Source organism: Streptomyces sp. NPDC005151 (assembly GCF_053599875.1).
Genome location: NZ_JBSFYR010000012.1, coordinates 19979 through 34173, shown reverse-complemented (window position 1 = coordinate 34173; position 14195 = coordinate 19979). Strand labels below are relative to the sequence as shown.

13 protein-coding genes and 1 pseudogene are annotated in these 14195 nt (G+C 68.3%); 8 read left to right on the top strand and 6 right to left on the bottom strand.

Annotation, left to right across the window (positions count from 1 at the left end; genetic code table 11):
* Window positions 1–134 precede the first annotated feature (134 nt).
* From ACWD6R_RS09625 to ACWD6R_RS09615, 3 genes are all read left to right on the top strand, one after another.
* Window positions 135–1247 (top strand): LacI family DNA-binding transcriptional regulator, encoded by a 1113-nt coding sequence (locus ACWD6R_RS09625; protein WP_451818194.1) that lies wholly within the window; start codon window positions 135–137, stop codon window positions 1245–1247.
* Between the two features lie 173 nt (window positions 1248–1420).
* Window positions 1421–2473, top strand: a complete 1053-nt coding sequence (locus tag ACWD6R_RS09620) for a metallophosphoesterase (RefSeq protein WP_451818193.1) — start codon at window positions 1421–1423, stop codon at window positions 2471–2473.
* Window positions 2474–2655: 182 nt separating this feature from the next.
* Window positions 2656–3480: a hypothetical protein gene (locus ACWD6R_RS09615; RefSeq protein ID WP_451818192.1), complete on the top strand. Its 825-nt coding sequence runs from the start codon at window positions 2656–2658 to the stop codon at window positions 3478–3480.
* Between the two features lie 239 nt (window positions 3481–3719).
* On the opposite strand, the gene thiC is transcribed toward ACWD6R_RS09615, so the two are convergent.
* On the bottom strand, window positions 3720–5510 hold the full coding sequence (thiC, locus tag ACWD6R_RS09610) for a phosphomethylpyrimidine synthase ThiC (protein WP_451818191.1): 1791 nt from the start codon (window positions 5508–5510) through the stop codon (window positions 3720–3722).
* 196 nt (window positions 5511–5706) lie between these two features.
* Between thiC and ACWD6R_RS09605 the strand changes: the two genes are divergently transcribed.
* A complete protein-coding gene (locus ACWD6R_RS09605) occupies window positions 5707–7044 on the top strand; it encodes a YibE/F family protein (RefSeq protein ID WP_451818190.1) in 1338 nt (445 codons plus the stop codon).
* An 81-nt stretch (window positions 7045–7125) separates the two neighbouring features.
* Here ACWD6R_RS09605 and ACWD6R_RS09600 read toward each other — a convergent pair whose 3' ends face one another.
* The 4 genes from ACWD6R_RS09600 to ACWD6R_RS09585 form a co-directional block, all read right to left on the bottom strand.
* A complete protein-coding gene (locus ACWD6R_RS09600; protein WP_037702202.1) occupies window positions 7126–7563 on the bottom strand; it encodes an SsgA family sporulation/cell division regulator in 438 nt (145 codons plus the stop codon).
* A 101-nt stretch (window positions 7564–7664) separates the two neighbouring features.
* Complete coding sequence (locus tag ACWD6R_RS09595; protein ID WP_451818189.1) at window positions 7665–8435, bottom strand: IclR family transcriptional regulator; 771 nt, start codon at window positions 8433–8435, stop codon at window positions 7665–7667.
* Between the two features lie 245 nt (window positions 8436–8680).
* Complete coding sequence (locus ACWD6R_RS09590) at window positions 8681–8893, bottom strand: DUF5326 family protein (RefSeq protein ID WP_451818265.1); 213 nt, start codon at window positions 8891–8893, stop codon at window positions 8681–8683.
* A gap of 127 nt (window positions 8894–9020) precedes the next feature.
* Window positions 9021–9338 (bottom strand): cupin domain-containing protein, encoded by a 318-nt coding sequence (locus ACWD6R_RS09585; protein WP_451818188.1) that lies wholly within the window; start codon window positions 9336–9338, stop codon window positions 9021–9023.
* 68 nt (window positions 9339–9406) lie between these two features.
* Here ACWD6R_RS09585 and ACWD6R_RS09580 point away from each other — a divergent pair, with 68 nt between their 5' ends.
* The 4 genes and pseudogenes from ACWD6R_RS09580 (at window position 9407) to ACWD6R_RS09565 (ending at window position 12590) form a co-directional block, all read left to right on the top strand.
* Window positions 9407–9784, top strand: a complete 378-nt coding sequence (locus ACWD6R_RS09580) for a phage holin family protein (protein ID WP_266983655.1) — start codon at window positions 9407–9409, stop codon at window positions 9782–9784.
* Between the two features lie 39 nt (window positions 9785–9823).
* Window positions 9824–10948, top strand: a complete 1125-nt coding sequence (locus ACWD6R_RS09575; RefSeq protein ID WP_451818187.1) for a cystathionine gamma-lyase — start codon at window positions 9824–9826, stop codon at window positions 10946–10948.
* A 213-nt stretch (window positions 10949–11161) separates the two neighbouring features.
* Window positions 11162–12057, top strand: a pseudogene (locus tag ACWD6R_RS09570) (LysR family transcriptional regulator).
* 53 nt (window positions 12058–12110) lie between these two features.
* Window positions 12111–12590, top strand: coding sequence for an NUDIX domain-containing protein (locus ACWD6R_RS09565; protein ID WP_037702185.1), 480 nt, complete (start codon window positions 12111–12113; stop codon window positions 12588–12590).
* 44 nt (window positions 12591–12634) lie between these two features.
* On the opposite strand, the gene ACWD6R_RS09560 is transcribed toward ACWD6R_RS09565, so the two are convergent.
* Window positions 12635–13804 carry a globin domain-containing protein gene (locus ACWD6R_RS09560; RefSeq protein WP_451818186.1) on the bottom strand — a complete coding sequence of 390 codons (1170 nt, stop codon included), beginning with the start codon at window positions 13802–13804 and terminating at the stop codon, window positions 12635–12637.
* Between the last annotated feature and the right edge of the window lie 391 nt (window positions 13805–14195).

Here is a 14195-nt window from a genome sequence, read left to right as displayed (position 1 = left end):
CACTACGGCCCACCCCACCAACACCCTTGTTTTGCAAGGCATTTGTGGCCAGATGATCATGCAGAAACGTGCCTGTCGACGTGTGAATATGCGACCGGGCCAACCGTCACCGCGAGCCCTACTATCGGCTCGCCATGACAGCAGCAGGGAAGCACCAGGTGAGCCGGACGGAGACCCCCCGGCGCGGCGGCCGGCAGGGACGAGCGGGAATCCGGGATGTGGCCGCCGCCGCCGGGGTCTCCATCACGACCGTCTCCGACGCGCTCAACGGCAAGGGCAGGCTCCCGGACGCCACCCGCCGCCATGTCCGCGAGGTCGCCGAGCGCCTGGGCTACCGCCCGTCCGCCGCGGCCCGAACCCTCCGTACCGGCAAGTCCGGCCTCATCGGCCTGACCGTGACGACGTACGGGGATGAACCTTTCACCTTCACCGAATTCGCCTACTTCGCCGAGATGGCCAGGGCGGCCACCTCCGCCGCGCTCGCCCGCGGGTACGCCCTCGTCATCCTCCCCGCCATCTCACGCCATGACGTCTGGTCGAACGTCGCTCTCGACGGCACTGTCGTCATCGACCCCTCCGACCAGGACCCGGTTGTCACCGAACTCGTCCGGCAGGGGCTGCCCGTCGTCTCGGACGGCCGCCCAGCCGGGACCCTCCCGGTCACCGCCTGGGTCGACAACGACCACCGGGCCGCCGTGCTCGGCCTCCTCGACCATCTCGCCGCCGCCGGGGCCCGCCGCATCGGCCTGCTCACCGGCACCACCACCGACACGTACACCCGCCTCTCCACCACCGCGTACCTCCACTGGTGCGAGCGCGTGGGCCAGGACCCGGTGTACGAGTCCTATCCCGCCCACGACCCGTGCGCGGGGGCGGTCGCCGCCGACCGTCTGCTCGCCCGCCCGGACCGGCCCGACGCCGTCTACGGGCTCTTCGATCCCAATGGCACCGATCTGCTGGCGGCCGCCCGCCGGTACGGTCTGCGCGTCCCCGAGGACCTCCTGCTCATCTGCTGCAGCGAGTCCACCGTGTACGCGACGACCGAGCCGCCCATCACCACGCTCTCGCTCAAACCGCGCCAGATCGGTACGGCGGTTGTCCAGCTCCTCATCGACGCCATCGAAGGCGTCGACCAGGACGGCCCGGTGGAACAGGTCATACCGACAGAACTCATCGTGCGGACGTCCTCGCAACGCCGTCCGCCCCGCACCACGGTCAGCGCCCCGCGGTCCCCCTCAGGGGACTGATCGGCGCAATTAAGACAAATCAACCGGTGAACCTCGCGTGCGCCCGGATTCACCACCCCTGGTGCGTCACACAGCACGATTCGCATTCCTATGATGGGCGCACGACACCGCGGACCACCCCGACCAGCAGGGCCCGTCAGGTGTACGGCGGCGCGACGGTGGTGGAGGGGTCGATGACACAGGGGGCCGGTCAGGAACCCGTGGTGCGGACGGCGACGTTGCGTGACTTCCGTGTGCCGCCCTATGCGCAGACTCCGGTGCCACCCACGGCGCCGCATCCGGGCAGTGCCGTTCCGGCGGACGAGCCGGAGGGCTACACGCCCACCGCGCGCGATCTTCCCGTGATCAACCGTGACACCGTCCAGGTGCAGACCGTCCCCGACCCTCGGCCCGCCCAGGACCCGGGGCTCGGACCGCTGTACGTCGTCGGCGACGTCCACGGCTATCTGGACGAACTCCACGCCGCCCTGGCCGAACAGGGGCTCATCGACGCGGAGGGGCAGTGGGCCGCGGGCAACGCCCGGCTCTGGTTCCTCGGCGACTTCACCGACCGCGGTCCGGACGGCGTCGGCGTCATCGAACTCGTCATGCGCCTGTCCGCCGAGGCCGCCGCCGCTGGCGGCTACTGCAAGGCCCTGATGGGCAACCACGAACTGCTGCTCATCGGCGCCAAGCGGTTCGGCGACACACCGGTGAACTCCGGGGCCGGCACCGCCACGTTCCAGGCCGCCTGGCTGCTCAACGGCGGCCAGAAGAACGACATGGAGCGGCTCCAGGACCACCACCTCCAGTGGATGTCCCGGCTCGACGCGGTCGTCGAGGAGGACGGGCATCTGCTGATGCACTCCGACACGACGGCGTACCTCGATTACGGCTCCACCGTCGAGGACGTCAATGACACCGTGCACGCCATTCTCACGCGTAACGACGCCGACGAGTGCTGGGACCTCTTCCGCAAGCTCACCAAGCGCTTCGCCTTCCGCGACGAGGCGGGTCCGCAGGCGGTCCAGGAGCTGATGGCGGCCTACGGCGGACAGCGCATCGTCCATGGTCACAGCCCCATTCCGTATCTCCTCGGCGAGGTTGGCTCGGAGGACGGCGAGAACAGCGCCAGACCCGTGGTGGAGGGCCCGCACGTATACGCGGACGGGCTCGCGATCGCCATGGACGGCGGCGTGACCATGGCCGGAAAGCTACTGGTCGTCCAGCTGCCGTTGCATGACTGACGGTCTTCGGGGAAGACGCATCCACGACCTGACCACGCCGACCACTGGGCCTATTTACGGAAACCCCCTGTCACCCCGTGCCGTGGGCGCTCTACCATCGGCGTATCAGTAGCAGGCTCTCCTCCGTTTCCGCCCAACTGCCCGGCCAAAGCGGGTAATCAGGCCCAACGGAGCATCGGGGGATGCACATGAACAGCGCTCCGCACCTGCTGGCCGAGGACCGACCCGAGTACGAGCGGATCCTCGGCGACGCGCTGCGTCACGCTCACGAACGACCGGATCTCGCCGGAGTCGGCGAACGGCTCAACGCGGAACAGCTGCGCTCCATGGCACTGAACGCCACGGCGCTGATCACCACGGCGGCGGCCACCGAGTACGACCACTATGTGAAGGCCCGCGAAGAGCTGCGCGGACCGGCCGCCGACTCCGCCCAGGGCTCGGGCCTCGGCTCCGACGCGGACGATCCGGACCGGCCGGGCGCCGGGATAGGGGCGGTCGTCACGGTCCTGGCGCCGATGCTCGCGGGCACCGCCGCACTGATCTTCCTGCTGGTCGGCTATCTGCTGAAGATGCTCAGCCGGCCCCCCTCGTTCGCCGACACCATGGTCGCCGCCGGGTGGTTCTTCGCGGCGGTGACGGCGGCCGCGATACTGGCCGCCGCCGTCGGACTGCTCATCACGGCGCTGCGCAACGGATCGACCGCGCTGCCCGCCGAGGATGCCGAGGACGAGCTGCCGGAGGAGGTAGCGCGCGCGAGGGAGGCCTGGCGTCATGCGCTGCTGGAGCGCGGCATCCTGCCGTTCCTGCGCGATGCACTCGCCGATCCCACCGCAGGCGCCGCGTCGCGCACACCGCACCCGTCGGCCAACCGCATCCCGAAGATCGGCTACAGCAGACCGGACTTCACGGGGCCGGACGAGGGGCCGGCGGCAGGCCCCCGCCCGTCGTTCACGAGCCCGGACTTCACCAGCCCGGACTTCGGCCCCCCGGACCACGAACCGGACTGACCGGCCGCCGCGGCCCGGCCTGCCTCGTGAGTGGTGGGGAATCACCAGCCGCGGTGCCACGGGCCGTGGGATCAGCACCCCTCGGCTCACCAAGAGTCGTGGCCTGCAACATGTCCGTGCCCGCCGGACGGCGCAGGTCAGGGACATCCCGCGCGAAGAGGGGGTAGGTGCCGTCCCCACACGGCCCGCGGCTCCCCCGGCGGTTTCCGGGGGGCGCGGGCCGTTCCGGTACAGCGTGCTCAGTCGGCGAGCGGGAGGTACACCCGGTTGCCCGCGGCCGCGAACTCCGCCGACTTCTTCATCATGCCCTCGGCGATCTCGGCCTCGGTCGCCGCAGGCTCGTCGCCGCCGAACTGCTCCGAGATGCTTCGGCTGATCTTCATCGAGCAGAACTTCGGGCCGCACATCGAGCAGAAGTGGGCCGTCTTCGCCGGCTCGGCCGGCAGCGTCTCGTCGTGGAACTCCCGTGCCGTGTCCGGGTCGAGCGCCAGGTTGAACTGGTCCTCCCAGCGGAACTCGAACCGCGCGTCCGACAGTGCGTCGTCCCAGTCCTGCGCCCCCGGGTGCCCCTTGGCGAGGTCCGCAGCGTGGGCCGCGATCTTGTAGGTGATGACGCCCGTCTTCACGTCGTCCCGGTTGGGCAGGCCCAGGTGCTCCTTGGGCGTGACGTAACAGAGCATCGCCGTCCCCCACCAGGCGATCATCGCCGCGCCGATGCCCGAGGTGATGTGGTCGTACGCCGGGGCGATGTCGGTGGTCAGCGGGCCGAGCGTGTAGAACGGCGCCTCCTCGCAGATCTCCTGCTGGAGGTCGATGTTCTCCTTGATCTTGTGCATCGGGACATGGCCCGGGCCCTCGATCATGGTCTGGACGCCGAACCGCTTGGCGACCGAGTTGAGCTCGCCCAGCGTGCGCAGTTCGGCGAACTGCGCCTCGTCGTTGGCGTCGGCGATCGAGCCGGGGCGCAGTCCGTCGCCCAGCGAGTACGTCACGTCGTACGTCGCGAGGATCTCGCAGAGCTCCTCGAAGTTCTCGTACAGGAACGATTCCTTGTGGTGCGCCAGGCACCACGCGGCCATGATCGACCCGCCGCGGGAGACGATCCCGGTCTTGCGCCGGGCGGTGAGCCGGACATACGGCAGCCGCACGCCGGCGTGGACCGTCATGTAGTCGACGCCCTGCTCGGCCTGCTCGATCACAGTGTCCTTGTAGATCTCCCAGGTCAGTTCCTCCGCCCTGCCGTCGACCTTTTCGAGGGCCTGGTAGAGGGGCACGGTGCCGATCGGCACGGGGGAGTTGCGCAGCACCCACTCGCGGGTGGTGTGAATGTTGCGGCCGGTGGAGAGATCCATGACCGTGTCGGCGCCCCACCGCGTCGCCCAGGTCATCTTCTCGACCTCCTCCTCGATGGAGGAAGTGACCGCGGAGTTGCCGATGTTGGCGTTGACCTTCACCAGGAACTGCTTGCCGATGATCATCGGCTCGGTCTCCGGGTGGTTGACGTTGGCCGGCAGGACCGCCCGGCCGGCCGCGATCTCCTCGCGTACGACCTCGGGTTCGACGTTCTCCCGGATCGCCACGTACTCCATCTCCGGGGTGATCTCGCCCCGGCGGGCGTACGCGAGCTGGGTGACGGGCTGCCCGTCGCGGCTGCGGCGCGGCTGGCGCGGACGGCCGGGGAAGACGGCGTCGAGGTTGCGCAGTCCGCCGCGCGGCGAGGTGTGCTTGAGCCCGTCGTCCTCGGGGCGGACGGGGCGGCCCACGTACTCCTCGGTGTCGCCGCGGGCGGTGATCCAGTTCTCCCGCAGGGGTGCAAGACCGCGCCGTACGTCGGTTTCGGTGGCGGGATCGGTGTACGGCCCCGACGTGTCGTACAGCGTCACGTCCTTGCCGTTGGTGAGGTGCACCTTTCGGACCGGCACCTGGATGTCCGGGCGCGAGCCCTGGACGTATCCCTTGTGCCAGCCGATGGACGTGCCGGCCTCGTCGCTCTGGTTCGAGGCAGGCGTGCGTGCGTCCGATGTGGTCATGAGACCTACTCCCTACGCCGGCATTACCCGGTAACAGGTTCGGCGGTCGGCGCAGCCTGTCCCGTACGGATGTACGGATATCAGCGCCCTCTCAGCCCGGTGCTCCGAGCTCCCGCGTGTGCAAAGGTGCCACCACGCTAGCGCCTGTTCCGGCGTGCTGGACAGAGGGCCTGTTCCTTCTTGCAATGATCGCCCGGTGACGTCCCTTCAGAGCGCCCCCGAATCGCAGGACCATCAGCACGGGCATTCGCACAGCCACGGCCCTGCTGCGCCGGTCTCCACACATCTGCGCAAGGTCATCGCGGCCGTGCTGATCCCGTTCGCCACCGCGGTCGTTGTCGGCCTGGTGGTTCTCTGGCCGGGCGGTGCGCCCGCGCACGAGCGCACCGGTGTCGGTTTCGACCGGCAGACCCAGCAGGGCCAGGTGGTGAGCGTCGACAAGGTCGACTGCAAGGACGTGAATGCCGCGCAGACGCCGGTCACGGGCGGCACCACGACACCATCGGGGGACGCGGGCGCCGGTCAGGAACCGGGGCTGTGCGAGAAGGCCACGGTCGAGGTGACGACCGGGCACGACAAGGGGCGCACGTTCGTCGAGATCGTTCAGCCCGACGCCCCTCGGCAGTTGCGCGAGGGTCAGGGCGTGGTCGTGGCGTACGCCCCCGACGCGCCCCATGACCTGCAGTACTCCGTGACGGATGTGAACCGGACGTTCCCGATGGCGCTGCTGGCCGGGATCTTCGCTCTCGCAGTGGTCGTCGTCGGCAGAATGCGCGGGTTGATGGCACTGGTCGCGCTCGCGGTGTCGTTCGCCGTACTGACCCTGTTCATCCTCCCCGCGATCCTTCAGGGGTCGAATCCGCTGCTCGTCGCGGTCGTCGGGGCCAGCGCGATCATGCTCATCGCGCTCTACATGTGCCATGGCCTGACCGCACGTACCTCGGTCGCGGTCATCGGCACGCTGATCTCACTGCTGCTGATCGGGCTGCTCGGTTCGCTCTTCATCGGCTGGGCGAGCCTGACGGGGAACACCGACGACAACACCGGTCTGATCCACGGCCTCTACCCGCACATCGACATGAGCGGCCTGCTGCTGGCCGGCGTCATCATCGGTTCGCTCGGTGTGCTCGACGACGTGACGGTCACCCAGACGTCGGCGGTCTGGGAACTGCACCAGGCGGACCCGACCATGGGTGCGCGAAAGCTGTACCGGGCAGGGATCAGGATCGGTCGCGATCACATCGCCTCGGTGGTCAATACGCTGGTACTCGCCTACGCAGGCGCCGCGCTTCCCCTCCTGCTGCTGTTCTCGATCGCGCAGAGCAGCGTGGGGACGGTGGCCAACAGCGAGCTCGTGGCGGAGGAGATCGTCCGGACGCTGGTCGGCTCGATCGGACTGGTCGCCTCGGTGCCGGTGACGACGGTGCTCGCGGCACTGGTCGTCTCCGCGGACCGCACAGGGTTCGGCGCGGAAGCAGGAGCTTCGGCACCCGTACAGGGCGGGAGGGGCCGGCGTCGCAGGGCGAGGCATTGAGCACCTCGACGCGGAGCACATGTAATCCGTTCGGCAGATACGGCGTTCGATCGGCCGGTAGGCCGTCCGCGCAGTTCTTCCTCAGCCGGCGTTCTGTTCCTTGGCCAGGATCCTGCCCAGCGCTTCTTCCAGGCTGCCCTCGAAGTCACTCAGCGTGCACTCCTGCCCGAGGGGCACGAGCTTGTCCGTGCGGTCGAGAAACGCAACGAGTGGCGCTGTACCGGCCCTGAACAGGGCGCGGTCCGTCCCGACCTGCAGCCGGATGTGTACGTCGGAGAGTCCCTCGGGCTCCGTGGGACTGATGTGCACATCGCCGTCGCCGCTGGGGCTGTTGAGGCCGTCCAGCAGCAGCTCACGGCCGAAAGCCCAGGTGACGGGGGCGTCGCCGGGCAGGTGGAAGGTCATCCGGATCGCATACGGATCGCACACCTCGTACCGGAGTTCCACCGGGATACGGAATGAGAGCTCCTCGGAAACGAGAAAGCTCATCATGACCTCAGCTTGAACCGACTCGCGCATCGTCCAACCCCGCAGTAGTTGAATCTGGCCAGGAATGATCCCCCATGGCCCTATTGACGCCATCGTGGTGCACGCGATAGCAGATCACAAGGAGTGATTTTTCAGATACTGATAGAGAACACGAACGAACGCAAGAGGCTTGCCACTTCGCCGCGTAGTCGTTCGACTGCGGGGAGCAATCGATCTTCCTGGTCGAGAGGCATGGAAATCGCCATGGCGGCTGCAGTGAATCCGGCCGTGATCGGGATGGCCGCGCAGACCGTCCCCAGGGCGTACTCCTGTCGTTCGATGACAGGTTCCATTCGCTCCAACGACCTCAAACGCTCAAGAAGCGCCGGTCGGTCCCGCACCGAATAGCGGGTGAGAGGTTGCACAGGGTGACGGTCCAGATGGTCCTCACGGGCCTTCTCGTCGAGCTGGCTGAGCAGGCACTGACCGAGCGCATGGGCATGCCCGGTCTCCCGGAACGAGGCCCACTCGTCCACCGCGGGTGCCGCGGGGGTGTCGGCGACCGCGATGAGTTCGATCTCGCCCTCGCGGTAGACGGCGCAGTGGACCGGCGCACCGATGATGTCGCGCCAGCGGGCCAGCGACTGGGTCATTCTGCTGCGTCGATTCTGCAGACAGCCGTCGTCGACGAGCCTCTCTGCGGCAGCGCCGAAGAGGAAAACACCGTTCGCGCGGCGCAGGTAGCCCTCATGGGTGAGGGTGCGCAGCAGGTGATAGGCGGTAGGAAGAGGAAGTCCCGCTTCCCGTGCGAGCTGCTTCGCGGGCGCCCCGTCCCGATGGGCACCCACAGCCTCCAACAGCCTCAACGCCCGCTGAACCGAACCGATCAACGTCGGAACAGCGGTGCTCGATGCCGTGGTCAAAAGTCACCCCCAGGCATGGCGACGGGCGGTCGGCCCGTCCGTGGGGGCCGCCCCCACGGTCCTGCCGCAAACCTGAGGTCCGGAGACCGGACGTATGCACAAACCACTGGGCACAGCGGTGACGGACAGTTAATTCCCAGGCGGCGGCAGCGGACTGCCACTGTATCGGCCGTGTAAGCAGGGGGCGTCGTTTCGTCCTGCGCTTAGCTCAGCTGGGCTAATTGCCCGACTGGTGACCGCCCGCCCTACCAGTCGCCGCGCGAGGACGAGGAGGACATGAACTTCCGTACGACGAAAACGAGGCCACCGACCAGGATGACGAACACCAGGACCTTGAAGAGCAGATAGATCACGAACCCGATCACGCTGGCGATCAGACCGCCGAACACCCCGATCGCGATGACGGGCACTGCGACCCACTTCACCCACCAGGGCATCCCCGCGAATATCTCCCGCACAGCCATCGTCCCTACCTCATTCCTGTGAGTACCTGACTCGATGCTAGAGGCGCGGGGGTCGCCGGCGGGGGCTCCGGAGCCCTTGATCTCCCCTGATCGAACCCCGAGGGATCCCTGAGAGCCAGGCTCAGCTCTCGGGTGGAGAGAAGACCACCATGACCCGCAGATCCTCGGTGATGTGGTGGAACTTGTGGGCCATCCCGGCCGGTACGTACACCACGCTTCCCCTGCCCACCTGCGTGGTCTCCATGCCCACGGTGATCGAGGCACGACCGCTGACGATGAAGTAGACCTCGTCCTGCTGGTGCGGCTGCTGCGGGTCGAGTTCGCCGGCGTCCAGCGCGTACAGGCCGACGGACATGTTCCGCTCCCGCAGAAACTGCAGATACGCGCCGTCGTTGGCGGCACGTTCCGCCTCCAGCTCGTCCAGCCTGAATGCCTTCATGGCCCGTCCGCTCCTTGCTTCTGTTCAGCCGGTGTCCGCCACCGATCATGTCTGCCACGATCAGACACATGAAGAATTTTGTAGTCAAGACGATCGCCAACGCGGGTGCGCTGGCCGTGGCCATCTGGCTGCTGGACGACATCACGCTGTCGGGCGGCAGCACCGGTCGCAAGGTGCTCACCCTGATCCTGGTCGCCCTGCTCTTCGGGCTGGTGAACTTCGTGGTCAAGCCGATTGTGAAGGTGCTCACCCTGCCGCTGTTCATCCTCACACTGGGGCTGATCACCCTCGTGGTGAACGCGCTGATGCTGATGCTGACCTCCTGGCTGGCGGGCCAGTTCAATCTCAGCTTCCATGTCGACGGCTTCTGGACCGCCGTGCTCGGCGGTCTCATCATCTCGATCGTGTCCTGGGCACTGAACGTGGTCCTGCCCGACGAGGACTGATCCGACGCCACACAGACCAGAGAGAACAGAGAGAACAACATGAGCACCATGGGCGACGGCACCCGGGCGGTACGGGCAGGCCTTCCCGAACCGGAGCAGTACGAACCCACCCTGCCCGGCCCGGTCTTCGCCGCGCACTTCCATCTCTCCGGCGAGCCGACCGGTCCGTACACCTACGGACGGGACACCAACCCGACCTGGACTCATCTGGAACGGGCCATCGGCGAGCTCGAAGCGCCGGGAGAGGCCGTCGAGACCACGGTGTTCGCCTCCGGAATGGCGGCGATATCGGCGGTGCTGCTGTCGCAGGCGCGTACCGGTGACACGGTCGTCCTGCCCGACGACGGCTATCAGGCGCTGCCTCTGGTGCGTGAGCAGCTGGAGGCGTACGGGGTCGAGGTGCGGACCGCGCCGACCGGGGGCGACGGACAGCTTGCGGTCCTGGAAGGGGCCCGGCTGCTGTGGATCGAGACGCCGTCCAATCCGGGACTCGACGTCTGCGACCTGCGGCGGGTCATCGACGCCGCGCACGCGGCCGGCGCTCTGGTGGCCGTGGACAACACGCTCGCCACTCCGCTCGGCCAGCGCCCTCTGGAATTGGGCTCCGACTTCTCCGTGGCCAGTGACACCAAGGGCATGACCGGGCACGGCGACGTCCTGCTCGGCCATGTGACGTGCCGGGATCCGGAGCTGGCGGCGGGTGTACGGCGTTGGCGCAAGGTGGTCGGGGCGATCCCCGGCCCGATGGAGGCCTGGCTCGCACACCGTTCGCTGGCCACGCTGGAACTGCGCATCGACCGGCAGTGCGCGACCGCGCTGGCTCTCGCCGAGGCGCTGGGCAAACGGCAGGAGGTGACCGGGCTGCGGTATCCCGGGCTGCCCACCGACCCCTCGTACCCGGTCGCCGCGCGGCAGATGCGACGCTTCGGCTCCGTGGTGTCGTTCGTGCTGCCCGACCGCGAGATCGCGGAGCGCTTCCTTGCCGGGCTGCGGCTGGTCGACGACGCCACCAGCTTCGGCGGCGTGCGCTCCACCGCCGAACGGCGGGCGCGCTGGGGCGGCGACGCCGTACCGGAGGGCTTCATCCGATTCTCGGTCGGGGCCGAGGACGCGGACGACCTGATCGCCGACGTGGAGCGGGCCCTGGACGAGGCGATGGGCTAGGGGGCCAGGTCAGGACAGAGGAGAACCAGCGGTACGGACGGTCCGAGCCTCCCCCCTCGTGGCTCGGACCGTCCCGGTTCCACACGCGAAGAACCGCCTGGACAAGGCTAATTGACTCTGCGTCAGTGTCCAATCACAGTAGCGACAGCGACCTATCGACATATTTATGATTGTTCGGGTCGGACACGTCGAAAGGGCGGGAGGGAACCGGACATGGACCTGGCCCTGCTGCGCACATTCGTCACGGTGCACCGGGCCGGTTCCTTCACCCGGGCCGCCGCGCTGCTCGGTCTCTCCCAGCCCGCGGTCACCTCGCAGATACGCACGCTGGAACGGCAGCTGGGCCGTCCGCTCTTCCTGCGCAAGGCCCGCGGCGTCACCCCGACCACCATGGGCGACGAGCTCGCGCACCGGGCGGCTCCCCATCTGGACGCACTGGTCGAGATCGCCGAGACGGGGCTCGACGAGGAGTCGGTCGTACGGACACTGCATCTGGCCGGTCCGCCGGAATTCACCTCGTTGCGGGCCCTGCCCGCGCTCACCCCGCTCATCTCCCAGGGCCTCGCCCTGCGCAGCACGTTCCTCGCCAATTCCGAGGAGGCGCTGGAGGGGCTCGCCGCCGGACATCATGATCTGGCCATTGCGACGGCCCGGCCGCGCGGTGGTCTGCTCACCGCGACGCCGCTCGGCGACGAAGAGCATGTGCTGGTCACCGCCCCGCGCTGGGCGGCACGCCTCGGACCCGGAGCGCTGCGGCACAAGGGTCCCATGGTGCTTCAGCAGCTGCCGGTGGTGGAGGTGCATGAGAGCCTTCCGCTCGTCTCCCGCTACTGGGCCGCCGTCTTCGACGGCCGGCCGGCCGCAGCGGGCACCGTGATCGCGCCGGATCTGCGCGCGGTCCAGGAGTGCACCGCGGCGGGCGCCGGACTCGCTGTACTACCGCGCTATCTGTGCGAGGGGCACTGGAGCGCGGCGAGGTGGTGACCGTCCTGGACCCGCCCGTGCCGCCGCTGCGCACCTACTTCCTGGCCGCGCGGACCGGCACACTCGCGCTGCCGCATATCGCGCGGGCGCACGAGTGGCTGGTGCGTGCTGCCGTCGATTGGTGACCCGACGGCAGGGCGGGTGTTTCAGAAAGGGTTCTGTGGGCCACTCTCTTGCCATGACCGAACGTCCTGTGGTCAAGCGCACCGCACGCGCCATCCTGCTCGACGGCAACGACCTCATCCTCATCAAGCGCACGAAGCCTGGGGTGGATCCGTACTGGCTCACGCCGGGCGGCGGGGTCGAGCCCGAGGACGCAACCGTCGTCGACGCACTCCACCGCGAGGTGGACGAAGAGCTCGGCGCCAAGATCACCGATGTGGTCCCCTGCTTCGTCGACACCGTGGAACACATCGAGGGCGGTGGGGTGAAGGGCGTCAAGGTCCAGCACTTCTTCGTCTGCCGGCTGGACTCGATGGACCTGTCCCGGCGGCACGGCCCTGAGATCGACGATCCGTGCGGCGAGTACGACGTCGTACGGGTGCCGTTCAGCCGGATCGGGATCGCCGCCGTCCATCTCGTGCCGCTGTCGCTGCGGCACTACCTGGACGGCAACATCGAGGGCGTCCGGGCGATGCACGCGCCGGATCTGGGCTGATCCCGAGCCCGGAGGCCCCATGCCGATGGGTCGGGCCGTCGTGGTCAGCCCGGGCCCGGGGGCGCCAGTTTCTCGACGGAGTCATGCCGGATGCGCTCGGGCGGCATACCGATCCCCCTGAGGACGTCCACGACGCTGCGGATCATCCCCGGCGGCCCCGCGAGATAGGCGTCGTACTCGGGCCACGGACCGCCCTCGCGTACCGCGTCGGGCAGCAGGCCTTTCAGCCTGCTCCCCGTACCGCTGGAGACCACAGGCCGCACGGCGAGCCAGGGAAAAGTCTTCTGGAGCCGCAGCATCGTGTCGATGTCGTACAGGTCGCGGTCGCTGCGTGCGCCGTAGAAGACCTCCACGGGGCGCCGGTCGCCGTGCTCGGCGACATCCTCGACAAGTGCCTTGATGGGCGCGATACCCGTGCCGCCGCCCAGGCAGAGCAGACCGTTGTGGGTGGTGTGGTCGACGGTCATCGAGCCGGTGGGCGGGCCGAGACGCACCACGTCGCCGGGGCGGGCCCGGCGCACCAGAGCGTTGGAGACCCAGCCCGCCGGGACCGCCTTGATGTGGAAGGTGAGCAGACCGTCGGGGCGAGGGGCCGAGGCGAAGGAGTAGTGCCGCCAGATCCGTGGCCACCACGAGGTTTCCATGGCGGCGTACTGGCCCGCGAGGAAGGGATACGCCTGGTCGGGACGGACGGTGAGGATCGCTGTGTCGGGCGTTCTGAGGTCGTGGGAGACAACCTCCGCCAGCCACCAGGCGGGAGCCCGTTCCTCGTCCTCGGCAGCCGCGTCGATCATGATCTGCGAAATCGCGGTGTAGGCACGGATCCAGGCCGCTTCGGTCTCCCCGTCCCATGTGGTGGCGTAGCGACTCAGTGCGCCGAGGAGAGCCTCGCCGAATGCGGGATAGTGCGCGGGCAGAGCGCCGTATTTACGGTGCCCGCGGGCCAGTCCGCCGAGGTACTCGGTCAGCGCATCGGGGTCGTCCATCCGGTCGGCAGCCGTGAGGACCGCCCGGAGGAGACGGTCGCGCTGGGCGTCCATCGCGACCGGAAACATGGCCCGCAGATCGGGGTGGCGCACGAAGAGCAGGGCGTAGAAGTACGAGGTGGCCTGGTCCGCGACAGGAGTGAGCTCTGCCAGGGTGCGGTGGATCAGGGTCGCATCGGGAGATCTCAGAGTTCCGTCGCCGGTCGACATGGTGGCCGGAGCGTCCATAATTGTGCCTCGCCTCGAGCATCTTCTGGTCGCATGAGCGTGCCGACACCGCACGCACCGCCTGCGGTCCCTCGCCCCAGCATGCCTGCGACACCTGTAGGTCGGACAAATAGCGGGAAGTCCGGGTATCCGAACCAGTTCTCCCGTTACGCTCTTTTGCCCCATGGCCAGAACGGGAACCCGGGGACAATGCGGGCAACACGCATCAGCGCCGGATCACCTCTGACCGTCGCTCAGCTGCGTGTTTCACGTGAAACTGCGCACGCGTGCAGCTCGCTGCCAAGCCCTCACCGCGGGCTCGGCTCTCTGGCCGCGCGGGCGCTATCGGCGCGGTCGGCGCATATGCGTCTCGGCCGGATCCGGTAAAGCGGTGGACGAGCGATCACTGCGT